At 65.0% G+C, this 23,500-nt stretch carries 22 protein-coding genes and 1 riboswitch; of the genes, 1 reads left to right on the forward strand and 21 read right to left on the reverse strand.

Annotated elements, in window-relative coordinates; translation table 11 throughout:
• Positions 1–98 precede the first annotated feature (98 nt).
• The 15 genes from GU3_RS14450 to GU3_RS14520 form a co-directional block, all read right to left on the reverse strand.
• Positions 99–506: a hypothetical protein gene (locus GU3_RS14450; protein WP_014293270.1), complete on the reverse strand. Its 408-nt coding sequence runs from the start codon at positions 504–506 to the stop codon at positions 99–101.
• Positions 487–1,833, reverse strand: coding sequence for a FliI/YscN family ATPase (locus tag GU3_RS14455; protein WP_014293271.1), 1,347 nt, complete (start codon positions 1,831–1,833; stop codon positions 487–489). The genes GU3_RS14450 and GU3_RS14455 overlap by 20 nt, the downstream gene beginning before the upstream one ends.
• Complete coding sequence (locus tag GU3_RS14460; RefSeq protein ID WP_014293272.1) at positions 1,820–2,521, reverse strand: FliH/SctL family protein; 702 nt, start codon at positions 2,519–2,521, stop codon at positions 1,820–1,822. The genes GU3_RS14455 and GU3_RS14460 overlap by 14 nt, the downstream gene beginning before the upstream one ends.
• Positions 2,521–3,546, reverse strand: a complete 1,026-nt coding sequence (locus tag GU3_RS14465; protein WP_014293273.1) for a FliG C-terminal domain-containing protein — start codon at positions 3,544–3,546, stop codon at positions 2,521–2,523. Before GU3_RS14465 ends, GU3_RS14460 begins: the two co-directional genes overlap by 1 nt.
• Entirely contained in the window at positions 3,539–5,239 is a 1,701-nt protein-coding gene (gene fliF / locus GU3_RS14470) for a flagellar basal-body MS-ring/collar protein FliF (RefSeq protein ID WP_014293274.1), read from the reverse strand. The genes GU3_RS14465 and fliF overlap by 8 nt, the downstream gene beginning before the upstream one ends.
• Before the next feature lie 9 nt (positions 5,240–5,248).
• Positions 5,249–5,572: a flagellar hook-basal body complex protein FliE gene (gene fliE, locus GU3_RS14475; RefSeq protein WP_014293275.1), complete on the reverse strand. Its 324-nt coding sequence runs from the start codon at positions 5,570–5,572 to the stop codon at positions 5,249–5,251.
• A gap of 2 nt (positions 5,573–5,574) precedes the next feature.
• Positions 5,575–6,921 (reverse strand): sigma-54-dependent Fis family transcriptional regulator, encoded by a 1,347-nt coding sequence (locus GU3_RS14480; protein WP_014293276.1) that lies wholly within the window; start codon positions 6,919–6,921, stop codon positions 5,575–5,577.
• Entirely contained in the window at positions 6,918–7,763 is an 846-nt protein-coding gene (locus GU3_RS14485; RefSeq protein ID WP_014293277.1) for an OmpA family protein, read from the reverse strand. The genes GU3_RS14480 and GU3_RS14485 overlap by 4 nt, the downstream gene beginning before the upstream one ends.
• Positions 7,764–7,876: 113 nt before the next feature.
• A riboswitch (cyclic di-GMP riboswitch) is annotated at positions 7,877–7,964 on the reverse strand.
• Between the two features lie 118 nt (positions 7,965–8,082).
• Positions 8,083–10,125: a flagellar biosynthesis protein FlhA gene (gene flhA, locus GU3_RS14490; protein ID WP_014293278.1), complete on the reverse strand. Its 2,043-nt coding sequence runs from the start codon at positions 10,123–10,125 to the stop codon at positions 8,083–8,085.
• Between the two features lie 40 nt (positions 10,126–10,165).
• Entirely contained in the window at positions 10,166–11,296 is a 1,131-nt protein-coding gene (gene flhB / locus GU3_RS14495) for a flagellar biosynthesis protein FlhB (RefSeq protein WP_014293279.1), read from the reverse strand.
• Positions 11,297–12,076: a flagellar biosynthetic protein FliR gene (fliR, locus tag GU3_RS14500; protein WP_014293280.1), complete on the reverse strand. Its 780-nt coding sequence runs from the start codon at positions 12,074–12,076 to the stop codon at positions 11,297–11,299.
• Entirely contained in the window at positions 12,076–12,342 is a 267-nt protein-coding gene (locus GU3_RS14505; protein WP_014293281.1) for a flagellar biosynthetic protein FliQ, read from the reverse strand. The genes fliR and GU3_RS14505 overlap by 1 nt, the downstream gene beginning before the upstream one ends.
• Entirely contained in the window at positions 12,343–13,077 is a 735-nt protein-coding gene (gene fliP, locus GU3_RS14510; protein WP_014293282.1) for a flagellar type III secretion system pore protein FliP, read from the reverse strand. It abuts the gene before it with no gap.
• A complete protein-coding gene (gene fliN / locus GU3_RS14515) occupies positions 13,067–13,441 on the reverse strand; it encodes a flagellar motor switch protein FliN (protein ID WP_014293283.1) in 375 nt (124 codons plus the stop codon). Before fliN ends, fliP begins: the two co-directional genes overlap by 11 nt.
• An 18-nt stretch (positions 13,442–13,459) precedes the next feature.
• Positions 13,460–14,341 carry a hypothetical protein gene (locus GU3_RS14520; RefSeq protein WP_014293284.1) on the reverse strand — a complete coding sequence of 294 codons (882 nt, stop codon included), beginning with the start codon at positions 14,339–14,341 and terminating at the stop codon, positions 13,460–13,462.
• A 189-nt stretch (positions 14,342–14,530) separates the two neighbouring features.
• On the opposite strand from GU3_RS14520, the gene chrA reads away from it, so the two are divergent.
• On the forward strand, positions 14,531–15,661 hold the full coding sequence (chrA, locus tag GU3_RS14525; RefSeq protein ID WP_041543846.1) for a chromate efflux transporter: 1,131 nt from the start codon (positions 14,531–14,533) through the stop codon (positions 15,659–15,661).
• Positions 15,662–15,916: 255 nt separating this feature from the next.
• Here the strand turns inward: chrA and purT are convergent, their stop codons facing one another.
• The 6 genes from purT to GU3_RS14555 all read right to left on the reverse strand — a co-directional run bounded on the left by purT (position 15,917) and on the right by GU3_RS14555 (position 23,345).
• Positions 15,917–17,098: a formate-dependent phosphoribosylglycinamide formyltransferase gene (gene purT, locus GU3_RS14530; RefSeq protein ID WP_014293286.1), complete on the reverse strand. Its 1,182-nt coding sequence runs from the start codon at positions 17,096–17,098 to the stop codon at positions 15,917–15,919.
• Between the two features lie 153 nt (positions 17,099–17,251).
• Positions 17,252–19,708, reverse strand: coding sequence for a heavy metal translocating P-type ATPase (locus GU3_RS14535; protein WP_041543277.1), 2,457 nt, complete (start codon positions 19,706–19,708; stop codon positions 17,252–17,254).
• Between the two features lie 13 nt (positions 19,709–19,721).
• A complete protein-coding gene (locus GU3_RS14540) occupies positions 19,722–19,913 on the reverse strand; it encodes a heavy-metal-associated domain-containing protein (protein ID WP_014293288.1) in 192 nt (63 codons plus the stop codon).
• A 106-nt stretch (positions 19,914–20,019) separates the two neighbouring features.
• The gene (locus GU3_RS14545) at positions 20,020–20,412 is read right to left on the reverse strand and encodes a hypothetical protein (RefSeq protein WP_014293289.1); all 393 of its coding nucleotides are present in this window, start codon (positions 20,410–20,412) and stop codon (positions 20,020–20,022) included.
• Between the two features lie 165 nt (positions 20,413–20,577).
• Positions 20,578–21,858 (reverse strand): 4-aminobutyrate--2-oxoglutarate transaminase, encoded by a 1,281-nt coding sequence (gabT, locus tag GU3_RS14550; RefSeq protein ID WP_014293290.1) that lies wholly within the window; start codon positions 21,856–21,858, stop codon positions 20,578–20,580.
• A gap of 23 nt (positions 21,859–21,881) precedes the next feature.
• Positions 21,882–23,345, reverse strand: a complete 1,464-nt coding sequence (locus GU3_RS14555; RefSeq protein ID WP_014293291.1) for an NAD-dependent succinate-semialdehyde dehydrogenase — start codon at positions 23,343–23,345, stop codon at positions 21,882–21,884.
• Between the last annotated feature and the right edge of the window lie 155 nt (positions 23,346–23,500).

Below are 23,500 nucleotides of genomic sequence, written 5' to 3' on the forward strand. Positions count from 1 at the left end.
GGAGTCGATACAGGGAGCTCTGCCACCGTAACCGGGATCCGCAGAAAAATACCGGCTCAAAGGCCGGTATGACCAGGCGACGGTCGATATATGCCGCTTTAAACATGGCGTACGGTTCGACAACACCATTCCAGCTGAGCTTCCCATTCCCGCCGCTGGGCATCGCGGCGGGCGGTGTCTGCCCGGCGCTGCTCCAGCAGCTCCAGCCCCTTTACCTTGCCCGCCTGCTGGCGGCTGAGCCGCTGCAACCGTTCGCTGTCCTGCTGTGCCGCCGCCAGCTGACGACGGTGGCCGTCAATCACCGTATTCAGCTGCTGGCGGATCAGCCCCTGATTCAACAGGCTGACCGGGCTGGCCGCCGCCGGCACGCCGGCAAGGCCACGTCTGGCCTGCTCCAGGGCCTGATGTTGCTGCTGCAGTTTTTCGGCCCGTTCATTCAATTTGTCGCGCTGTTGAATGAGGCCGTGCAGTTGTTCACGCTGCTGATTAATCAGATGGTTGCGCACGAGTGTCTCCGGTCAGTTCGGCCAGCTGCTGTAACGTCTCTGCCAGGCTCACCGGCTCCAGCTCGCCCTGCTGCAAAAAGGCGGCCAGGGCCGGGTAGCGGGCAATGGCCTCGTCGGTTTCCTGACTTTTACCGCTCTGAATGCCCCCCAGGGGCAGCAGCTCCCGCACCTGCTGGTAGAGGCCGAACCAGCGTTTGCACTGCACCGCCCGGGCCAGGTGATCGGGGCCGGCCACCTTGCTCATCACCCGGCTGATGGAAGCGCCGATATCGATGGCCGGATAGTGGCCCTGCTCCGCCAGCTGCCGGCTGAGCACCACATGGCCATCGAGGATGGCCCGGGCCGCATCGGCCACCGGATCCTGCTGATCGTCCCCTTCCGCCAGCACGGTGTAAAAGGCGGTGAGGCTGCCCGCCGGCTGCTCGCCGTTGCCGGCCCGCTCCACCAGCCCGGTCAGGGCACTGAAGGCGGACGGCGGATAGCCCCGGGCCACCGGCGGCTCGCCCACTGCCAGGCCGATTTCCCGCCGGGCCTGCACGTAACGGGTGAGCGAGTCCATCAGCAGCAGCACGTCCTGGCCCTGATCGCGAAAATGCTCCGCCACCCGGTGACAGCTTTCCGCCGCCCGCACCCGCATCAGCGGGCTCTGATCCGCGGGGGCGGCGATCACCACCGACCGGGCCCGGCCCTGCGCGCCCAGGCAGTCGTCGATGAATTCCCGCACTTCCCGGCCCCGCTCGCCAATCAGCCCCACCACCACCACGTCGGCCCGAGTGTAGCGGGCCATCATGCCGAGCAGCACGCTCTTGCCCACGCCGGGGCCGGCAAAGAGCCCCAGCCGCTGCCCCTTGCCGGGGGTCAGCAGGCCATTGATGGCGCGCACCCCCACGTCCAATGGTTCGCTCACCCGGCGGCGCAACAGCGGATTGGGCGCCGCGCACTGCCAGGGCACCGGCTGGCCCTGGGCCGGCGGCCGGCCATCGAGCGGGCGCAACAGGCCGTCGACGATGCGCCCCAGCAGCGCCGCTGACACCGCCAGCCGATCCTCGCCGGCCAGCGGTCGCACCCGGGCGCCGGTATAGAGGCCCGAAGCCGACGTCAGCGGCAGTAACAGCGCCTGCTCCCGATCCAGGGCCACCACTTCCGCTTCCAGCTCACCGCCGCCGTCGGTGTCGATGCAACAGCGCTGGCCCAGCACCAACCGGCAGCCGGACACTTCCAGCAGGTTGCCGGTGACCCTGAGCAGCCGGCCGTAGACCTGGCCGATATCCAGCTCCTCGCTGAGCGCGGCCCGGGCCAGCTGCAACCGGTGCTCAAGCAGGCTCATCAGCGCCATCCAGGCTTTGGGCCACCCGCGCCATGCCCTTTTGCAGGCGCTCCTCGGTCAGGGCTTCCAGGGTCAGGGTTTCGGTCTCGATGCGGCAGTCCCCCGGCGCCAATGCCGCATCCTCATGCAGCGCCCAGCCCTGGCACTCGGTAATGCCTATCTCCCTCAGCCGGGCGCAATCATCGGGATTGACGAACAGCTGCAGTTCCTGGGTGCGGGCATCGATGCCGGCCAGGGCTTCTTCGACAATGGCCAGCACCTGCTGCGGATTCAGGGTCAGCTCGGTGCGGATCACCCGACGGGCCACCTGCTCCACCAGTTCGCACAGTTGCTCCCGCTGCTGGCGCAGGGCCGACAGCGACAGCTGCTGCCACTGCTGCTCGGCGCCGCTCTGCCACTGGCGCAGCTCCTCGGCCAGGCTGTGCTGCAGCTCCCGCAACTGGGCCAGTCCCTGTTGGCGGCCCTGCTCGGTGCCCTGCTCCAGCCCCAGCCGGAGCCCTTCCTGGCGGCCGCGTTCAAGGCCGGCGGCATGGCCCTGTCCAAACCCCTCTTCATAACCCTGCTCCAGCCCCTGGCTGTAGGCGGCGGGCTCTTCTTGCTCAGTCGCCTCATGCCGCGAAGGTTCGCCGTACAGGGGCGGAAAGCGGTAGCGGCGGTAGGCCAGCGCGCCCTTGGTGTGTCGTGTCACTAGCTCACCACCTGCTCTTCATAGAGCTGGAACTCCAGCTCGCCCTGTTCGACCAGCTCGCGCACCAGGTTCATCACCTCCTGACGGGCGTTTTCGACCCGGCTCACGGCCACGGCGCCCTGGCGCAGCATGTCCTGCTCCATCTGCTGGGCCATGCGCCGGGGCATGGCTTCCAGCAACACCCGGCGTACCGGACTTTCGGCGCCCTTGAGCGCCAGCCCCAGCACCTCCAGCGGCAGATCCTGCACAATGCGCTGCAGGGTTTCCGGGGTCTGCCGGGCCAGGCTGGTAAAGTCGTACATGTTGCGCTCGATGTCACTGGCCTTGTCGGCGTTGTGCAGCTTGATGGACTCCATCAGCTGGCCGCGGTTGCCCTGGTAACGGTTGACGATGTCCGCCACCTGGCGCACCCCGTCGACCCGGGCACCGGCATTGTGGGCCACGAATTCCATGCAGCGGGTCAGCGCCGCCTTGAGCTCCACCACCACGAACTCGCTCACCTCGTTGAGGTTCGCCACCCGCAGCAGCAGCTCGTCGTGGCTGTCCGCCGGCAGCAGGGAGAGCACGGCGGCGGCGGAGTCGGCGGGCAGAAACGCCAGGATCACCGCCTGCATCTGGGGGTGCTCCTGCTGCAGAAAACGCGCCAGCAGCTCGGGCTGCACCCATTGCAGGCGCTGGATTTCCCGGCGCACCACGTCGCCGTACATGGAGTCCAGCAGGCCTCGGGCCAGTTTTTCGCCCAGCGCCAGATCCAGGGTGCGCTCCAGGTATTCCCGAGACGCGGAGTTGATGCCGCTCTGCTGGCGGTAGAGATCAAAAAACTCCTGCAAGGTGCCCCGGGCCGACTCGGCGGAGACGCCCGAGAGCCGCGCCATGGCGGTGGTCACCTTGTTGACCTCGTCCCGGTCGAGGCGCTGCAGCACCCGCGCCGCGGCGTTCTCGCCCATGCTCAGCAACAGCACGGCGGCCTTTTCGGTTTCTTTCAGACTCAGGCCCGCGGCCTGTTCGGTCAGTTGCTCAGTCATTGTCTTTTATCCAGTGCTTGATGACTTCCGCCACCCTGTCGGTTTCCCGTTCCGCCAGCAGTTGCAGGTGGGTCACCTGCACCGTCAGCTCGCTGCCCGGCGGCGGCAGCTGCCACTCGCGCTCGTCCGCCTGCCAGGGCAGCGTGGTGTGGGGGCCGGCCCGTTCACTGGTGCCGGTGTTGCCCGCCAGCCGCGCCGTGCCGGCATCCATGTCGGTGGCCGCCGGCAGGGTCGACTGCAGTTCCCGCAGGGCCGCCGCCTTCTGGTTGGTACCCAAATGACGCACCAGCGGACGCACCCCCAGCAGCAGCACCGCCAGCACCATAAAGGCGCCCAGCAGGTAGCGGGCATAGGTCTGGATCTCCGGCTGCTGCCACCAGGCCAGCGGTTCCGGAAACTCGCTCAGCACCGCCTGAGGGGCGAAGTCAAAGCTCGACAGGGCAAAACGGTCACCCCGGGCCGGGCTGAACCCCACGGCGCCCTGCACCATTTGCCCCAGCTGTTCGAGCTGTCCCTGATCCCAGCCTCCTTCTGGCGCCGCCCCCTTGTTGAGCAGCACCGACACGCTCAACTGCTTGATGCGGCCGCTCTGGTAGCGGGTATGCACCACCGAGCGGCCGCTGTCGAACTGGCGCTGGTATTCCCGCTGCTCACGCCGGCTTTGGTTGTCCTTGCTCTCGGCTTCGTCACCCTCGGCATCCCCCCGGGGCGGGGTATTGGACAGCGCCCCGGGAATGCCCAGCCCCAGGCTGTTCTGGGTCCGGTTTTCACTGCCGGTTTCACTGAGCAGCACCGGGGTCTGATCCAGGCTCTCCCGGGTTTCCTCCACCGCGTTGAAGTCGAGATCCGCGGTCACCTGCACGCGAAAGTTGCTGGCGCCCAGCACCGGGTAGAGCATGTCCCGGGCCCGCTGGGCCAGTTGCTGCTCCAGCTGGCGGCTGTATTCCACCTGGCGCAGGCTGAGCCCCCGACTCTGGCCGTTGATGGCCAGCTCGTCACTGAGCAGCTGGCCGCTCTGATCAATCACCGACACCTTTTGCCGGGTCATACCCGGCACACTGCCGGACACCAGATTGACGATGCCCTCCACCTGGGCCGGATCCGGCTGGTGGCCGGGCACCACGTCCAGCATCACCGAGGCGGTGGGCACCTGCTCGGCCCGGCCGATAAACAGGGTACGCTCGGGCATGGCCAGGTGAACCCGGGCCTGACGCACCCAGTCCAGGGCCATGATGGTCCGCGCCAGTTCCCCTTCCAGGGCGTGGCGGTAGCGGCGGGTTTCCATAAACTGGCTGGTGCCGAACCCGGTACCTTGCGCCAACTCATCCATGCCCGCGGGCAGCATCGCCTTGACCCCCTGGGACGCCAGCCGCATGCGCACCGGCCCCAGCTGGCTTTCTTCCACCAGGATCTGGCCGCTGTGGCTGTCCAGCCGAAAGGGGATCTGATCCTGCTCCAGCACCTCGACGATGCGCGCCTGGTCATACAGCTCCTGCTTGCCGTACAGGGGCACGAAACTGCGCCCGGCCTGCCACAACAAGGCCACCACAACGGCGGCGATAAGCAGCGCCAGCCCTCCCAGCAGCAGGACCTGGCGATGATGGGCCGACAGCCCCTGCCAGCGCGCCTGAGCCTTGCCAAACCCCGCCTTCAGCGGCTGGCCGGCGGCCAGCAATGTGCTTGCTTGTGCCATGAATGCTCCTTACAGCGGCATGCGCATGATGTCGTCAAACGCGGTCATCAGCTTGTTGCGCACCTGTACCAGGGTGGAAAAACTCAGGCCCGCCTTCTGGCTGGCCAGCATGGCGCCCACCAGATCCTCGCTGGCGCCGGTTTCCACCGCCGTCATCAGGCCGGAGGCCTGTACCTGCTCGTGGTTGATGGCCCGCACCGTGGTTTTCATCAGCTCGCCAAAGGAGCCCGGCTCCGCCGACGGAGTAATGGCGGTGCCGCCCTGGGCCTGTTGCTGCAACTGGCTGAGACGCACCAGCATGGCCTGCTGGGCACTTTCGGGGGAAATGGTCATGGTCAGGCTCCTGTGGCGCGGTCGATGTCAATGCCCTGCTCACGCATGGCGGCCAGCTTGTAGCGCAGTGCCCGGGTGGTCAGCCCCAGGGCTTCGGCGGTACGGGAACGGTGGCCGCTGTGCCGGCGCAGCACCTGCAATACGTAGTCGAATTCGGCGCGCTGACGGCTGGCCTGCAGCCCTTCGGCAGCGGGCTCCGCCGCCGGCTGACTCAGGGTGATCAGGCTGTTGGCCGGGCGGGCGGCGCCGGGCAGCATCAGATCGGCCACGTCAATAATGGCGCTGCGGGCCAGGATCAGCGCTCGCTGAATGACGTTTTCCAGCTCGCGAATGTTGCCCGGCCAGGGATGGCCCAGCAGGGCGCGCTCGGCGTCGGCACTGAAGCGGAACGACTCGCCCTCGCCGTATTTGTGCAGAAAATGCCGGGCCAGGGGCATGATGTCTTCGACCCGCTCGCGCAGCGGCGGCCAGCCCAGGGGCAGCACGTCCAGGCGGTAGAACAGATCTTCGCGGAATTCCCCGGCACTCACCGCCTCGCGCAGATCCTTGTTGCTCGCCGCCACGATGCGCACATTCAGCCGCACCTTCTGGTGGCTGCCCAGGCGCTCCACTTCCCTTTCCTGCAGCACCCGCAGCAGCTTGGCCTGCAGCCCCAGGGGCATTTCGGCAATTTCATCCAGCAGAAGGGTGCCGCCGTTGGCCAGCTCAAACTTGCCCGCCTGGGCCTGGGCCGCGCCGGTGTAGGCGCCCTTGCTGTAACCGAACAGCACCGCCTCCAGCATGCTTTCGGGAATGGCGGCACAGTTGACCGCCACAAAGGGGCCGTCACGGCGGTCGGACACCTGGTGAATGTAGCGGGCCAGGCACTCCTTGCCGGTACCGGACTCGCCGCCGATCAGCACCGCTGCCGGGGTTTGCGCCGCCCGGTAGGCCAGCTGCAGCACCTGCAGGCCGGCCCGAGAGCGTACCACCATGTCGCCGGTGCTGTGGCGCAGCGCCAGGCTCTGGCCCAGCACCCGCAGCAGCTGGCTGGGCTGAAACGGCTTGAGCACATAGTCGCTGGCGCCGGCGCGCAGGGCCTCGCCGGCCAGGGCGCTTTCTCCGTGTTCCACCATGGCCAGGATCACCGCCTGGGGAAAGCGGCTCACCAGGGTCTGAATGTGCCCGGCAAAACCGGGGCCGGTGTCGCTGTCCACCAGGATCACGCCCGGTTTGTGCTCACTGCGGGACAGCACCGTCATGGGCTCGATACGGTAACCTTCGGCCAGCAGGGCCCCGTGACAGACATCGGACAGGCCGCCCGTTGAAATCAGCCACAGCAAAGAAGAAGACTGAGTCCCCATGTTCATGATGCTTGCTCCGCCTTGATAAGAGAAATAACGACGCGCCGGTTCTGGTAACGGCCGGCGGGGGTGGAGTTGTCGGTTGCAGGATAGGCTTCACCAAAGGCGCGAATGGCCATCGGCAGCGCAGGATGGAAGCGGCGCAGCTCATCGGCCACGCGCTCGGCCCGTTGCCGGGAGATCTCAAGGTTCAGGGCCTCGTCGCCGCGGTTGTCGGTATGGGATTCCAGCAGCAGGGACGCCGGTTTGCGCTCACCGATATGGGCGGCCAGGGCCGCCAGTTGCCGGCGCTGCTCCGGGCTCAGCGCCCGGGTGCCACTCTGAAAGTGCAGGGTCAGACGCTCGCCGTTAAAGGCGCGATCCACACCGCCCTCGCCCCGGCACAGCCGAAAGTCGTTGTGGGCCTGCTGAAAATGAATGCCGGAGATCACCAGCCGGTGGGGGTTGCCCGGTGCGGAAATGGCCAGCCAGCGGCCGTCGGCCAGGGCATGGAGCGCCTCGGGAATGTGCTGGTCAAAACGCAGTTGCTGGCGCTGCCAGTGGCTTTGAGCCAGGGGCTGCTCGGTCGCCGGCTGCCAGGGGGCCGACACCACCGACAGGGTGGTCTGACCGCCCTGTATGCCCCGGGCGTGCCAGTTCACTTCCAGCACCGGGGGTGCTTTACCGTTGGCGCTGAAACGGGCGGTGGCCACCTGCTCGATAGCATGTTCCAGCACACAACGGGAGGCCGTGCGTTCGGCGCGCCAGGCAGCCTGATCCAGATCGGTCGCGTAATCGGCGACGACCCCGGGGCTGCCCAGCAACACACCAAGGCAGGCCATGCCTTTCAGTGTTGCAAGGTTGTTCATGTTGCTTCTTGTCATTTACTGCCGGCACAAAGTACCGGCCCGGCACCAGGCCAGGATGTGAAGTAACGCTGAGAAAGGTTTTACAGGTGGCGAAACGCCGGAAGGTAACCTGCCTTGGCGGCCCCGCTATCCTAGGAACATGGTTCCCTTAGACCGGAAGCTTTGCGTCCTGCGCTTTCACGCAGTTTGCCCTTGTCATCAGCAATCGTATTTCTGTGCGTCAATATTTGACTAAAAAAACAAGGACTTTGCAACCCTGTCCTTGATTTTATTGGGGGTATTGGCCTCAGGAAACCGGGCTTCCCCGGGGCCGGCCTCCTCAGCCCAGGGTGCCGACCACGTCAATCTGAATGTGCTCGGGCACCTCGTTGTAGGACAGCACCTTGAGGCCTTTGGCGAACACGGCGCCGTAACGGGCCAGCAGCGGACGCAACTGGGGCATCACCAGCAGCACCGCCGGCACGCCCTGCTCCTGCAGGGTTTCGGCCACCGCCGGCATTTTCTGCTGCAGCTGGGACAGCAAATTGGGCTCGACCGGAAAGCTGTCGATGCTGGTTTTGGCATTCTGCTGCTGGGCCTGGCCCAGGGCACCGAGCAGGGTCTGCTCCAGGGTGTCGGCCAGGGTAAAGGCACTCAACACGCCGCGTTCTCCCATGATCTGGCGGACAATGACCCGCTTCAGAGCACAACGTACATCCGCCGCCAACAGCACGGGATCCTTGGTGATCTCGGCCCCTTCCACCAGGGCGGTGGCGATGGTGACCACGTCCGCCAGACTAACCTGCTCCTTCAACAGGTAGCGGAACACCCTGAGCAGCAGCACCGGCGGCACCGCCTCGGCCAGCAGCTCGGCGAGCTTGGGCGCCTGCTGCTGCAGCCGCTCCTGCCAGCGGCTCACGTCATCCAGCACCAGCAGCTCCGGCAGGTGCTCGCGCATCAGCTTGCTGACGTGGGTGGCCACCACGCTGGCGGAGTCCACCACCGCATAGCCGTAGTTCAGCGCCTTGGCCTTGTTGCCCGGCTCGATCCACACCGCCGGCATGCCGTAGGCGGGATCCTGGGTCAGCTCGCCGTCCACCTCGCCGTAGGTCTCCCCCTTGTTGATGGCCAGCATACGCTCGCCGTCGGCGCTGCCACTGGCCATCACCACCCCGGCCAGCTTGATGCGGTACTCCTGGGGCGACAGTTGCAGGTTGTCGCGCACCCGCACCTCGGGCAGCAGAAAGCCGGCCTGCTCCGACAGGCTCTTGCGCACCCCGCGAATACGGCCCAGCAGGGGCGCGCCCTGCTCCTCATTCACCAGGTTGACCAGCCGGTAGCCCAGCTCCAGGGTCAGCAGATCCACCGCAGGCAGATCCTGCCAGCCGAGCGCGGTATCCTGCTCCCGGGCCAGCAGGGTCTCGGCCTGCTCCAGGGGATCGGCCTGAGTGGCCCGGGACTGCTGCAGACGCCAGGCCACGTAGCCCAGTACGGCGGCAAACAGCAGAAACACCAGGGTCGGCATGCCGGGCACCAGCCCCAGGATCAGCATGACGGCGGCGCCGGTCCATACCACCTTGGGCGACGCCAGCAGTTGCTGGCCCACCTGGGACGACATGTCACTGTCGTCGTTGACCCGGGTCACGATAATGGCGGCGGCGGTGGCCAGCAGCAGCGAGGGGATCTGGGCCACCAGGCCGTCCCCTATGGTCAGCAGGGCAAAGCGCTGGAAGGCCTCGGCGGCGCTCAGTTGATACTGGAACATGCCGATCATGAAGCCGCCCAGCAGGTTGATGAACAGGATCAGCAGGCCGGCGATGGCATCCCCGCGCACGAACTTGGAAGCCCCGTCCATGGAGCCGTAGAAGTCGGCTTCCCGGGCCACTTCCTGCCGGCGGTGGCGGGCCTGCTCCTGATCGATGGCGCCGGCGTTAAGGTCGGCGTCAATGGCCATCTGCTTGCCCGGCAGGGCGTCCAGGGTAAAGCGCGCCGCCACTTCCGATATCCGCTCGCCGCCCTTGGTGATCACCACAAAGTTGATGATCATCAGGATCACGAACACCACCATGCCCACCACGTAGTTGCCGCCGATCACCACCTCGCCAAAGGCTTCAATCACCTTGCCCGCCGCTCCCGCCCCCTCGTGGCCGCTGAGCAGCACCACCCGGGTCGAGGCCACGTTGAGGGTCAGCCGCATCAGGGTGGCCACCAGCAGCACGGTGGGAAACACCGAAAAGTCCAGGGGCCGGCGGGCCGACACCGCCACCAGCAGCACCAGGATCGCCAGCACGATATTGAAGGTAAAAAGCGCGTCCAGCAGCCAGGGCGGCAGCGGCAATATCACCATGGCGAGCACGGCGATCAGCAGCAGGGGCACGGCCATATAGGGGCGATCAAGGCCTTTCCAGTTCACACTTCACCTCTCAATGTTGGTATTTCTCGGGAATACGGAACTCGGGCAGGGTACCGGGACGGCGCCCTCTGCCCTCGCGCCAGGCTTTCAGCTGCAGCACATGGGTCAGCACATAGGCCACGGCGCTGTACAGGCCCGCCGGCACCTGCTGATCCACCCGGGTGGAGTAATACAGGGCCCGGGTCAGGGGCGGCAGGCTGATGATGTCGAGGTCGTACAGCCGGGCCAGCTCGCGAATGCGCGTGGCCAGGGCGTCGCTGCCCTTGGCGATGACAAAGGGCGCCTCGGCGCGCTTAGGATCGTACTTGAGCGCCACCGCGTAGTGAGTGGGGTTGACGATCACCACATCGGCCTCCGGCACCCGCTGCTCGATGCGGCCACTGGCCATCTGAAACTGAATCTGGCGAATGCGCTGCTTGATCTCCGGCCGGCCCTCGGTGTTTTTCTGCTCTTCCTTCACTTCCTGCTTGGTCATTTTCAGTTTCTGGGTCATGGACCACTGCTGAAAAGGCACGTCGATAATGGCAATCAGCGCCAGTGCCACACACAGCGCCAGCACCGCCAGCACCAGCAGCCCCAGCCCCTGGCCAAAGCCGGTTTCCAGCGGCATGCGGCCGAGAAACACCAGCCGCTGCCACTGGCTGACCAAGAGCACCGCCAGCGTGCCCCCCAGCAGGCTGACCTTGAGCATGGACTTGAACAGCTCCACCAGCGTCTGCTTGGAGAACATGCGCTTGAGCCCGGACAGCGGATTGAGCCGGCTCAGCTTGGGCTGCAGGCTATCCCAGGAAAACAGCAGGCCGCCGGGCACCAGCCCCGACAGCACCAGCAGCACCGAGATGGTGAGAAACACCGGCAGCAAGGCCCACAGAGTCGCCATCAGCGCCTGCTCCAGCAGCTCCAGCATGCGTGCCGGCTCTTGCGTGGCCGCCGCCGGCAGCTCCATCGCCAGGGTAAACAGCCGGCGGAAAAACGCCCCCAGCGCCGCGGTCTGCCACCACAGCACCAGGCCGCCGAGCAGCAACAGCACCAGGGTGTTGAGATCCTTGGAACGGGCCACCTGGCCTTCGCGCCGAGCCTTGCGCTTGCGCTGCTCCGTGGGCTGTTCGCTTTTGTCCTGAGAGGAGTCCGGCCCGGCCATTTACGAACTCCACTGACGCATGAGATCAAACACGTCCTGACTGAATTCCAGGTAGCGCTGGGGAAGGTTGGCCAGCATCAGCAACAAGGACACCAGCCCCAGCATCATGGTCATGGGAAAGCCCAGGGCGAAAATATTGAGCGAGGGGGCGCTGCGGTTCATGACGCCAAAGGTGATATTGACCAGCAGCATGGCGATCACCGCCGGCAAGGCCAGCAGCAGGGCGGCGCCGAACATCCAGCCGGCAAGGTGAATCAATACAGAAAGATCCAGCTCATACAGGCTGTGCCCCACCGGCCAGCGGCGAAAGCTCTCCACAATCACGTCCAATGCCAGCAGATGGCCGTTCCAGGCCAGGAACAGCAGCGCCACAAAAATCCACAGCAACTGGCCCAGCAGCGGCGCCGAGCCGCCATTGACCGGATCGTTCATCACCGCCATGGCCAGGCCCATCTGCATCGATAATATCTGGCCAGCCATGGTCACCACGGTAAACAGCAGCTGCAGCATCAGCGCCAGCAGGGCGCCGAACAGCAACTGCTCCAGGGTGATCACCAGGGTGGCAAAGGAAAAGGGGTCAATTTCCGGCCCCTTTGGCAGCAGCGGCATCAGCACCATGGCCAGGGCAAAGGCCAGCAGCAAGCGGATTTGCGGGCTCAGATGACCATCGCCGAACAGCGGTAACACCCAGAAAAACGCCGCCAGCCGGCAAAAGGGCCACCAGCCTTTGCCAATCCAGGCCATCAGCTCCGGGGTGGTCAGGCTGAGCAGGGGTGTCATCAGAGGCTTCCGGGGATCAGGGTGTAAAGCATGTCGAACAGCTCCATCAGCTCCCGCAGCAGCCAGTGGCCGGCGAAGATCAGCATCAACAGGGTCACCAGCAGCCGCGGAAAAAAGCTCAGGGTCTGCTCCTGAATTTGCGTGGCCGACTGAATAATGCTCACCACCAGCCCTACTACCATGCCGGGAATGATCAGCACGCTGACCATGGCGATGATGGTCAGCACCGCCTGGCTGATGATGTCCACCGTCTGCTCGGGCGTCATTCAGCCTCCAAAACTGCGGGCCAGGGTGCCCACCGTCATGGACCAACCGTCCACCAGCACGAACAGCATCAGCTTGAAGGGCAGCGAAATCACCAGGGGCGACAGCATCATCATGCCCATGGCCATCAGCACGCTGGCCACCACCAGGTCGATCACCAGAAAGGGAATAAACAGCATAAAGCCGATTTGAAAGGCGGTTTTCAGCTCGCTCAGCACAAAGGCGGGGATCAGCACCTCAAAGGGCACTTCCTCCGGCGACAGATCGGTGGGCTCCTGGGCAATATTCAGGATCTGCTCCAGATCCGTTTCCCGGGTCTGGGCCAGCATAAAGGTCTGCAGCGGCGCTTTTGCCGTCATCAGTGCCTGCTCAAAACCAATGGTGCCATTGTCATAAGGCACAAAGGCGTGGTGATAGATGTCCTGCAATACCGGCCGCATGATCAGCAACGTCAGCGACAGGGCAATGCCGATCAGCACCCGGTTGGGGGGGCTCTGCTGCAACCCAAGAGCCTGACGCAGCACCGCCAGCACCACGATAATGCGGGTAAAGCTGGTGAGCATCAGCAAAAACGCCGGCAACAAGCCCAGCGCAGTCATCAGCAGCAAAATCTGGATTTTCAGGCTGTATTCGGTGTCGCCGTCGGGCCCGGTCACCGTCAGCAGCGGCATGTCGGCCGAAGCCAGCCCCGGCAACAGGGCCAGCGCCAGCAATGCCAGCCGGTAGTTACGCTTCATGCTTGCCGTCTTGGCTCGCCTGCCGGTTGAAAATGCGGGTCAGACGCACGCCGTAGCGGCCGTTGGCCACCACCACTTCGCCCTGGGCCAGCAGGGTGCCGTTCACCCGCACGTCCAGCGGTTCGCCGGCCATCTTGTTGAGTTCAATCACAGCGCCCTCGCCCGCCTGCATCAGCTCGCCCAGGCTGACCTCGGCGCTGGCCACTTCCAGTGTGACCTTGACCGGCAACTGCTGAAAATAGCCCAGATCCCGGCGGTCAGCGGCCTCCATGGCCGCGCTTTCAGGCTCCATGGCCGCGTCGTTGAACAGGCTGTCGAGGTCATCTCCCAGCAACAGGCCATTGTCTTGTTGTGTGTCGGTCATTAGCCGCTCCGTAACTGCTCAGTCTATGAATCCGTGGCTGGCAAACACCAGCATGCCGTCGCGCTCGGCCACCCGTCCCTTCAGCACCGGCTGCTCGCCGGCCCGGGCCACCACTTCGGGCAACAGGTTGATGGGCAGCACCTCCCCTTCCTGCAGTTCCCTGAGCCGCCAGAGGGGCAGATCAAAGGTGGCCAGCGGTACACTCAGCCGGGTGCACAGCCGGGGCAGGCTGGCGTTCAGGGTCTGGCCCAGCGCCGCCTGCATGGCGGGCATGGCCTCTTCGGACGAGGGCGGCTGCAACCGAGGCAAGGCCAGCACCCAGTCCAGGCTTTGCTCCGCCAGCCGGACCTGGAATGCAATCCGGGTCTCGGTGGTGAAATCGGGGTTGGCCGGCAACAGTCGTCCGGCGCCCGGCACGGCTTCTGGCAATATCCGTGCCACCACATCGCCGGCCAGCATGGTCAGCAGGCCGGCACCCAGCCGGCGTTCGGTCTCGGACAAGGGCCGCCGCGGGCCGCGACCTTGTTGCGGCTGGCCGCCAAAGGTCATTTCCGCCAGCCGGTAGAGGGTGTCATGGTCGATATGCAGGGCGGCAGAAGGCTGCCAGCGGCCGTCCCACTGGTGATCCATGGCGAAATACAGGCTGTCCCCGGTCTCTGGAGCAGAGTCCTGCAGCCGGCAGGACAGGCCGACTTCGCTGCGATACAGCATGGCCTCCAGCCGACGGCGCCAACCGTCCCGGCACGCTTCCAGGGCCGGCACCAGCCGTTCACGCTGTTGCTCCCGGGGCGTTTCCCGGTGAAAAAAGTCATAAGGAGGAAACGCCGCTTCCTCCGCCGGGTGGACTTTTCCGCTGGTACTGCCCGCCAGCCCGGGTCCGGTGTGCCGCTTGTTGTTCACTGCCTGCTTCCTCCACGGCGGCTGAGGCCGCCTGCCTTGCTGCCCGGGCGCCGGAAGGCCATTGCCCGGAATTGCGGTAATGGCGGCACGTTCTGCAATTACCGTTCCAGCCCGCCCGGCCACCGCCATATGAAGTGTCATCATGGCTGCGGTATCATGGCGCTCCCATTCATGGAACAGGCTTATTTTATGCTTTCGGTATTCTGGCAGTTCTTCATGCTGGGCTGGGTCAGCTTTGGCGGGCCGGCCGCCCATATCGGGTATTTTCAGCGCCATTTCGTGCAGAAACTGGGCTGGCTGCCGCAAGACCGCTTTGCCGCCACCCTGGCCCTGTGCCAGTTTCTGCCGGGCCCCGCCTCCAGCCAGCTCGGCTTTGCCATCGGGTATCAGCGCGCCGGCCTGGGCGGGGCCATCGCCGCCTTTCTCGGCTTTACCCTGCCCTCCTTCGCGCTGATGCTGGCCCTGGCACTGCTGGGCCAGCACTATGCCGACTCGCCGGTCACCTCGGCGGTAGTCAGCGGCCTGAAACTGTTTGCCCTGGTGGTGGTGGCCGATGCGGTGCTGACCATGGCCGGTCAGTTCTGCCGCCAGCGGCTGCCGCTCACCCTGGCGGTGGGTACCGCCGCCGGGCTGTGGCTGTGGCCGGGGCTGGCGGCCCAGTTTGTGGCGCTGCTGGCGGCGGCCGTCGTCGGCGCTCTCTGGCTGCGCCGTGACAGCGGTGAGCCAGGACGCTCTCCTGCCGTCAACTGGCCGTTTTTGCTGTTGTTTGCCGGCCTGTTTCTGCTGCTGCCGGTACTGGCCCGGGATGGCTCGGCGCGCCTGTTTGCCGACTTTTACCAGGCCGGCAGCCTGGTGTTTGGTGGCGGCCACGTGGTACTGCCGCTGCTGCAGAATCTGCTGGCGGATTCGCTTTCCAGTGAAGCCTTTCTTACCGGCTATGCCGCCGCCCAGGCCATGCCCGGCCCCATGTTCACCCTGGCCACCTTTCTCGGCGCCGAGCTGCTGCCGCAAAGCCCGCTGCTGGGGGCTCTCATCGCCACCTTCGGGGTGTTTTTACCGGGCTTTTTGCTGTTGCTGGCGTTGCTGAACGGCTGGCAGTCGCTGGCGGCCAACCCGCGCATGGCGGGGGCCATTGCCGGGGTGAATGCGTCCGTGGTGGGATTGTTGCTGGCGGCCCTGTATCAGCCGGTGTTTGTGGCCAGTGTCACCGGCGCGCCGGCCCTGGCCGCGGCGGCGCTGGGGCTGCTGGCGCTGCGGGTATTCCGCTGCCCGCTGCTGGTGCTGATCCCGGCCTTTATGCTGCTGGGGGTGTGGTTGTAAGTGCAAGGGGATTAGGGATTAGGGATTAGGGCGAGTCTACAAACAGATGGTGCCGGCCTCTATAAAGGAGGCCGAAGGTGGCCGCTTCGCGACCGATCAAATGCCATGGCCGAAAAGTTGCTCCTGCATTTTCGGCATTCCCGCCATCCATGGCGGTCAGATGCATTTGTCGAGCGCCCCAGGGAGGGGCTTGAAGCGTGTCGCGAAGTGGTTCCTTTGGCCGACGTTTTCTCGTACCTACAGACGATTAAGAACTTAAAACGCTACCTTAACCGCGGCGGCGGCGCGGCGGGCCTTGTCCCGGGCGTCGTCGATGCTGTCACCTAACGCCAATGCCACACCCATGCGGCGGCGGCCGTGAATTTCCGGCTTGCCGAACAGGCGCAGATCCGTGTCGGGCTCGGCCAGGGCTTCGGTGAGGTTGCCAAAGGTGGTTTGGGTGGAGCTGCCTTCCGGCAGGATCACCGCCGAGGCCGCCGGGCCGTACTGGCGAAGGGCGGGGATGGGCAGGCCGAGAATGGCCCGGGCGTGCAGGGCGAACTCCGACAGGTTCTGGGAGATAAGCGTCACCATGCCGGTGTCGTGAGGCCGGGGCGACACTTCACTGAACAGTACTTCGTCACCGCGAACAAAGAGCTCCACGCCAAACAGGCCGCGGCCGCCGAGGGCGGTCGTGACTTTTTCCGCCACCGCCTGGGCCGCCGCCAGCGCCGCCGGACTCATGGCCTGGGGCTGCCAGGACTCCCGGTAGTCGCCGTCCACCTGAATATGACCGATAGGGGCGCAGAAGCCGGTGCCACCCGCATGGCGCACGGTAAGCAGGGTAATTTCGTAGTCAAACTCGACAAAGCCTTCCACTATCACCCGGCCACCGCCGGCGCGGCCGCCTTCCTGGGCGTAGTGCCAGGCGGCGTCGATGTCGGCCTCGGTTTTCACCGTGCTCTGGCCCTTGCCCGAGGAGCTCATCACCGGCTTGACCACACAGGGCAGACCAATCTCGGACACGGCGGCGCGGAATTCGTCCTGAGTGCCGGCAAAGCGGTAAGGGGACGTGGCGAGATTCAGCGCTTCCGCCGCCAGCCGGCGAATGCCTTCCCGGTTCATGGTGAGCTGGGTGGCCCGGGCGGTGGGCACCACGGTAAAGCCTTCCCGCTCCAGCTCGCCAAGAGTATCGGTGGCGATGGCCTCGATTTCGGGCACGATCAGGTGCGGCCGCTCTTTTTCGATGACCTCGCGCAGGGCGGCGCCATCGAGCATGGAAATCACGTGGGAGCGGTGCGCCACCTGCATGGCCGGCGAGTGGGCATAGCGGTCTACCACTATCACTTCCACGCCCAGGCGCTGCAGCTCAATCACCACTTCCTTGCCCAGCTCACCGCCGCCGCACAGCAAAACCCGGGTGGCAGTGGCCGAGAGGGGGGTACCCAGAGTTGTCATAACGGAATCCTGTTTTGTGAGAAAGCGCACATTGTAGCAACTCGGGTCCATTAAGTGACCCCGCATGAGCGGGGCCAAACTTAACAAGATGCCGGCTCGAAGGCCGGCATGACGGCATTTTTACGTCATACCGGGCTTGACCCGGTATCTGGCTTAACCCGCCGGTGAAAAGCGCTTCAGCCGCAGGGCATTGCTCACCACAAACACGCTGGACAGCGCCATGGCACCGGCGGCCAGCATGGGCGACAGCAGCACCCCAAACGCCGGGTACAGCACGCCGGCGGCCACCGGAATCAGGCCCACGTTGTAGGCAAAGGCCCAGAACAGGTTCTGGCGAATGTTACGCAGGGTGGCATGGCTGATGGCCAGCGCCTGGGGCACGGCGCGCAGATCCCCGCGCATCAGCACCACCTGTGCCGCCTCAATGGCGATGTCGGTGCCGGTGCCGATGGCCAAGCCCACGTCCGCGGCGGCCAGTGCCGGGGCGTCGTTGATACCGTCCCCCACAAAGGCCACGGTGCCGTGCTGCTTGCGCAAATGTTCCAGCGCCTCGACCTTACCGTCGGGCATCACCTCGGCTTCCACCGCATCAATGCCCAGTTGCCGGGCAATGGCGTCGGCGGTGCCCTGGTTGTCACCGGTGATCATGGCCACTTTCAGCCCCTGCTCATGCAGGGCGGCAATGGCGTCGGGCGTGCCTTCTTTCACCCGGTCGGCTACGGCCAGAATGGCAACGGCCCGGCCGTCGATGGCGGCATAAAGCGGGGTTTTACCCTCGCTGGCCAACCGGGCGGCGGTGTCGGCAAAGTCTGACAGATCCATCTTCAGGGACTTGAGGTAACGGTCCGCCCCCACCTCAACCCGCACACCGTCTACCTTTGCCTGCACGCCCATGCCGGTGACGGTATCAAACTCGCTCACCTCGGGCAGCTTGAGGTTGCGCTCTTTCGCCGCCGCCAGCAGGGCCTCGGCAATGGGATGCTCGGAGCGCTGCTCCACCGCGGCAATGCGCGCCAGTACGCTGTCCTTGTCCACGCCGTCAAGGGTCTCCAGGTCGGTCAGCTCGGGTTTGCCCTCGGTCAGGGTGCCAGTCTTGTCAAAGGCGACAACCCTGACGCCGCGCAGGCTTTGCAGCGCCTCGCCCCGGCGAAACAGCACCCCCAGCTCGGCGGCCCGGCCGGTGCCCACCATGATGGACGTAGGCGTGGCCAGCCCCATGGCGCAGGGGCAGGCGATGATCAGCACTGCCACGCCGTTGACCAGGGCAAAACTGAGCGCCGGCTCTGGCCCCAGCCACCACCAGAGTGCAAAGGTCAGCAGCGCCAGGCTGATCACCACCGGCACAAAGACGGCGGTAACCTTATCCACCAGCGCCTGTATCGGCAGCTTGGCCCCCTGGGCCTGCTCCACCATGCGAATGATCTGCGAAAGCCTTGTCTGTTTGCCCACTCGGGTGACTTCAATGAGCAGCGAGCCCTTGTTGTTGACAGTGCCGCCGGTCACCTCGCTGCCCTGGCTTTTTTCTACCGGATCCGGCTCGCCGGTAAGCATGGACTCGTCCACCCAGGAACTGCCTTCCATCACGGTGCCGTCCACCGGAATACGCTCCCCCGGGCGCACCCGCACAGGGTCCCTGACCCTGACCCGCTCGAGGGGTACCTCTTCGGTATTGCCGTCCCGCTCTACCCGGGCGGTGGGCGCCTGCAGGCTGAGCAGTTTCTGAATGGCCTCGCCGGTGCGGCCCTTGGCCCGGGCCTCGAGAAAACGCCCCAGCAGGATCAGGGTGACGATCACCGCCGCCGCCTCGAAATACACCTGCCGGCTGCCTTCCGGCAGCCAGTGACCGGCAAAGGTGGCCACGGTGGAATAGCCCCAGGCGGCCAGGCCGCCCAGGGCCACCAGGGAGTTCATCTCGGGCTCGCCCCGCAGCAGGGCCGGCAGCCCTTTTTTCAGAAACAACAGCCCCGGGCCGAACAGCACCAGGGTGGCCAGCACAAACTGAAGCTGCCAGTTCAGGGACTGCCCCAGGGTGCGTTCAATCCAGTGGTGCATGCCAGGCACAAAGTGGGATCCCATTTCCAGTACAAACACCGGCAGGGTCAGTACCGCCGCCATCATTAAGGCGTGCTTCAGGGACTGCTGCTCCCGCTCGCGGCCGTCCTGCTCATCGGCGTTGGACGCGTCCTCGGCAGCCTCGGCACTGAAGCCGGCTTTTTCCACCGCCGCCACCAGTGCACTCATGTCCTGACTGCCGGACAGCAATTCCACATAGGCCCGGCCGGCGGCCAGGTTGACAGTGGCCGACAGCACCCCCGGCAGCCGGCCCAGCACCTTCTCCACCCGGCCGGTGCAGGACGCGCAGCTCATGCCGCCAATCACCAGCTCCACCCGCTCCACCGGGCACTGGTAGCCGGCCTGTTCCACCGCCGCCACCAGCTCGCCCGCGGCCGTATCCTGGTCGAGCGTCAGCTCGGCGCTGTTGGACGCCAGGTTCACGCTGGCCGAACGCACCCCCGGCACCGCATTCAGGCTTTTTTCTACCCGGGACACGCAGGACGCGCAGCTCATGCCCGCAATGGACAGACGAAGTTTCGCTGTTTGGGTCGTCATGGCCGCCTCCCTGTTACTCGCAGTCGTAGCCGGCGTCGCTCAGGGCCTCGATTATGGCGTCACGAGGCAGGCTGGAACTGATGCTCACCTTGTGAGTGGCCAGTTCAAAGTTCAGCTCGCAGTCCGGATCCAGCTCGGTCAGAATGCCGGAAATCACGCCCACACAGTGGCCACAGGTCATCTCGGGAACGGTCAGGGTAATCATGGTGGTTTCCTCAATCAGTGTGATGGTCAGTGCCCAGTATTGGGGTTACCGCCACGGTAAGGTCAACCACTTTATTGCGCGGTGCAGATATCGGGGAAAACCGCCTTCAGGCGTCTCCGGCCAGCCGGCGCTGAAGCAGATCGACGCCATCGGTCCCGTTGGTGTTCTTGGAGAAGTAGACCTCGGCCTCGAAGCCCGGATCGGCTGCACCGCCGGACGCTTGCTTTGTCATCCGCTCCCGTAAACGGTCCACACCATCGGTTCCGTTGCTGCCGCCATTGAGAAACACTCGGGCAGGAACACATTGTGGTGCGCCACTGCCGATGTCGCCGGCGCGGCGCGCGGCCAGTTTCGCCTGGTGCAGGTCGACGCCGTCGGTGCCCATATTGGCGGTGCTCAGGCAGACGCGGGCCGGGGTTTTGGCATCCAGTGCCAAGGCGGCCTGGGGCAGCATCAGGGTGGTGGTCAGGGCAATCATCAGGGTGCTGAACTTACGCATTGTGTTTCCTCTCAGGATGAGTGGGCTTGGTCAATGGCGAAAGCATAACAAGGGGGCACTGACGAAAGGCTGACATCCCCATGACATTACTGTCATCTGGAGCCGGCAATAAAAAAGGCGGGCACCAGGCCCGCCAAATGATTTGACATCGACGTATCTACCGGCTCAAACGAGCTCGGCCAGCACCTGCTCAAGCAGATCCAGACCTTCACTGACCACTTCCAGCGGTGAGGTCAGGGCGGGCAGGAAGCGAATGACGTTGCCGCGTACACCGCAAGACAACAAAATCACGCCCTTCTCGATACCCTTGGCCACCACGGCCTTGGTCAGTTCAGGGTTGGGCTGATCCACATCCCCATTGTGCACCAGCTCCATCGCCACCATGGCGCCCAGGTTGCGCACCTGGCCGATATGGTGAGGATACTTGGCCTGCAGCTCGGACAGGCGTTTGTTCATCAGCTCGCCCAGGGCCAAGGCCTTGTCGCACAGCTGCTCTTCTTCAATGATGTTCAGCACTTCCAGGCCGGCGGCGCAGGCCAGCGGGAAGGCAGCGTAGGTGCCACCCAGGCCGCCCGGGTTGGCGGCGTCCATGATGTCCGCCTTGCCCACCACGGCAGACAGCGGGAAACCGCCGGCAATGCCCTTGGCCATGGTCATCAGATCCGGCTCGATGCCGGCGTACTCGGTGGCAAACAGTCGGCCGGTACGGGCAAAACCGGTCTGGATTTCGTCGCAAATCAGCACGATGCCGTGCTGATCGCAGAGGGCACGCAGCTTTTGCAGGAAAGACGGCGGCGCCGGGTAGAAACCACCCTCGCCCTGTACCGGCTCGATGATCAGCGCCGCCACCCGGCCCGGCTCGATATCGCAGTGGAACAGCTCGTCCAGGGCCTTGAGGGACTGGGCCTCGGTCACACCGTGGTAGGCGTTCGGGTACGGCAGGTGATAGATCTCGCCCGGGAAGGGACCAAAGCCGGCCTTGTAGGGGGCAACCTTGCCGGTCAGGCCCATGGCCAGGTTGGTGCGGCCGTGAAAACCGCCGTTAAAGGCGATCACGCCGCTGCGCTTGGTGTGGGCGCGGGCAATTTTCACCGCGTTTTCCACCGCCTCGGCACCGGTGGTAACGAAAATGGCCTTTTTCGGGCTGTTTCCCGGTGCCAGCTTGACCAGTCGCTCGGCCAGTGCCACCGCACTTTCGTAAGGGGTGACCATGGCGCAGGTGTGGCTGAAGCGCTGCAGCTGCTCGCTCACCGCGGCCACAATGCGCGGGTGGCTGTGACCGGTGTTGACCACGGCGATGCCGGCGGCGAAGTCGATAAAGCGGTTGCCTTCCACGTCCCAGATTTCATTGTTCTTGGCGTGATCCACGTATACCGGCGCCATGTTGCCCATGCCGCGGGCAAAGACGGCGTCCTTGCGCTGCTGAAGTTGCTGGTTCTTGCTCATGATAAGTCTCCTTTGGTCGCGGCTCAGCGAATGCCGCCCATGCACAGGTATTTGGTTTCCATGAAATCGGCCAGGCCTTCGGCGGAGCCTTCCCGGCCGAGGCCGGATTCCTTCACGCCGCCAAAGGGGGCGATTTCGTTGGACAGAATGCCTTCATTAATGCCGATCATGCCGTATTCCAGCTGCTCGGCAATGCGCCAGATACGGCTGTGGCTCTCGGTATAAAAATAGGCGGCCAGGCCGTAGGGGGTGTCGTTGGCAATGGCCACGGCCTCGGCCTCATCGGCAAAGCGGATCACCGGCGCCACCGGACCGAAGATCTCCTGGCTGGCAATGGCCATTTGCTGCGTCACGTTACCCAGAATGGTGGGAGCGTAGAACAGCTCGCCGGCCTCGTGCCGGCGACCACCGGTCACCAGGGTGGCGCCCTCGGTCAGGGCCGCATCCACCATGCCGGCAATCTTGTCGATGGCAGCCTTGTTGATCACCGGCCCCAGGGTAGTGGCGGCGTCGAGGCCGTTGCCTACCATGAACTTCTCCACCTCGGCCTTGAAGCGGGCCATGAATTCATCGTAAATGCCATCCTGCACCAGAATGCGGTTGGCGCACACGCAGGTCTGGCCGGCGTTGCGGAACTTGGAGATCACCGCGCCGGTGACGGCAGCATCGAGGTCGGCATCGTCAAAAACAATAAAGGGCGCGTTGCCACCCAGCTCCAGGCTGAGCTTTTTCACGGTGCCGGCGCTCTGGCCGTAAAGCAGCTTGCCCACCCGGGTGGAGCCGGTGAACGACAGCTTGCGAACGCGGGCGTCATTGGTCAGCACATTGCCCACCACGGCGGCCTGGCTGGAGGTGACCATGTTGATAACGCCATTGGGAATGCCCGCCTGCTCGGCCAGGGCCATCAGCGCCAGGGCGGAAAACGGGGTTTCTTCCGACGGTTTGACCACGGTAGTGCAGCCCGCCGCCAGGGCCGGCGCCAGCTTGCGGGTGATCATGGCGTTGGGGAAGTTCCAGGGGGTGATAGCCGCCACCACGCCGATGGGCTGCTGAATGCTCAGCGCCCGCTTGTCGGCGGTGGGCGCGGAGAACACTCGGCCGTAGGCGCGCTTGGCTTCTTCGGCGTACCACTCGATGTAGGACGCGCCGTACAGCACCTCGCCCCGGGTTTCGAACAGCGGCTTGCCCTGCTCCTGGGTCATCAGCCGGGCCAGGTCTTCCTTGTGCTCGATAATGAGGTCGAACCAGTCCCGCAGCAGGCGGGCGCGCTCTTTCGGGTTGAGCGCACTCCAGGCCGGCAGGGCACGGCTGGCGGCGTCGATGGCGGCACGGGTCTCGGTTTCGCCCATGTCGGGCACCTGGCCCAGGGGTTCGCCGTTGGCGGGGTTGTAAACGCAGATGGTGGCGCCGCTCTCGGCCTGACACCAGCGACCGTCGATATGGCCGCTTTCCCTTACCAGGATGCTGTTGACTGCAGAAATGCTCATATTGGCTGCCTCATGTTGATTCCGTCCTGCCCGTAAGTCCCCTCTTCAGGTTTTGCCGTGAGCGGCGCCACAACGGCACGGGCCATGGTTTGACAACATGCTAGCCGTGAGCGCAAAGTCGGGTAAATCATCTCCTATCAACATATACATTGAAG

Source organism: Oceanimonas sp. GK1 (assembly GCF_000243075.1).
Taxonomy (GTDB): Bacteria; Pseudomonadota; Gammaproteobacteria; order Enterobacterales; family Aeromonadaceae; genus Oceanimonas.

Excerpts from the sequence above, each read along its gene's own strand:
- GU3_RS14485 (WP_014293277.1), bottom strand. The coding sequence starts at position 7,763 with ATGAACAACCTTGCAACACTGAAAGGCATGGCCTGCCTTGGTGTGTTG.
- flhA (WP_014293278.1), bottom strand. The coding sequence starts at position 10,125 with ATGGCCGTGCCCCTGCTGCTGATCGCCGTGCTCGCCATGGTGATATTG.
- fliP (WP_014293282.1), bottom strand. The coding sequence starts at position 13,077 with ATGAAGCGTAACTACCGGCTGGCATTGCTGGCGCTGGCCCTGTTGCCG.
- GU3_RS14555 (WP_014293291.1), bottom strand. The coding sequence starts at position 23,345 with ATGAGCATTTCTGCAGTCAACAGCATCCTGGTAAGGGAAAGCGGCCAT.
- fliR (WP_014293280.1), bottom strand. The coding sequence starts at position 12,076 with ATGACACCCCTGCTCAGCCTGACCACCCCGGAGCTGATGGCCTGGATT.
- fliE (WP_014293275.1), bottom strand. The coding sequence starts at position 5,572 with ATGACCATTTCCCCCGAAAGTGCCCAGCAGGCCATGCTGGTGCGTCTC.
- GU3_RS14455 (WP_014293271.1), bottom strand. The coding sequence starts at position 1,833 with ATGAGCCTGCTTGAGCACCGGTTGCAGCTGGCCCGGGCCGCGCTCAGC.
- flhB (WP_014293279.1), bottom strand. The coding sequence starts at position 11,296 with ATGGCCGGGCCGGACTCCTCTCAGGACAAAAGCGAACAGCCCACGGAG.
- GU3_RS14545 (WP_014293289.1), bottom strand. The coding sequence starts at position 20,412 with ATGCGTAAGTTCAGCACCCTGATGATTGCCCTGACCACCACCCTGATG.
- GU3_RS14540 (WP_014293288.1), bottom strand. The coding sequence starts at position 19,913 with ATGATTACCCTGACCGTTCCCGAGATGACCTGTGGCCACTGTGTGGGC.
- GU3_RS14465 (WP_014293273.1), bottom strand. The coding sequence starts at position 3,546 with ATGACTGAGCAACTGACCGAACAGGCCGCGGGCCTGAGTCTGAAAGAA.
- GU3_RS14535 (WP_041543277.1), bottom strand. The coding sequence starts at position 19,708 with ATGACGACCCAAACAGCGAAACTTCGTCTGTCCATTGCGGGCATGAGC.
- fliN (WP_014293283.1), bottom strand. The coding sequence starts at position 13,441 with ATGACCGACACACAACAAGACAATGGCCTGTTGCTGGGAGATGACCTC.
- GU3_RS14480 (WP_014293276.1), bottom strand. The coding sequence starts at position 6,921 with ATGAACATGGGGACTCAGTCTTCTTCTTTGCTGTGGCTGATTTCAACG.
- fliF (WP_014293274.1), bottom strand. The coding sequence starts at position 5,239 with ATGGCACAAGCAAGCACATTGCTGGCCGCCGGCCAGCCGCTGAAGGCG.
- chrA (WP_041543846.1), top strand. The coding sequence starts at position 14,531 with ATGCTTTCGGTATTCTGGCAGTTCTTCATGCTGGGCTGGGTCAGCTTT.
- GU3_RS14505 (WP_014293281.1), bottom strand. The coding sequence starts at position 12,342 with ATGACGCCCGAGCAGACGGTGGACATCATCAGCCAGGCGGTGCTGACC.
- gabT (WP_014293290.1), bottom strand. The coding sequence starts at position 21,858 with ATGAGCAAGAACCAGCAACTTCAGCAGCGCAAGGACGCCGTCTTTGCC.
- purT (WP_014293286.1), bottom strand. The coding sequence starts at position 17,098 with ATGACAACTCTGGGTACCCCCCTCTCGGCCACTGCCACCCGGGTTTTG.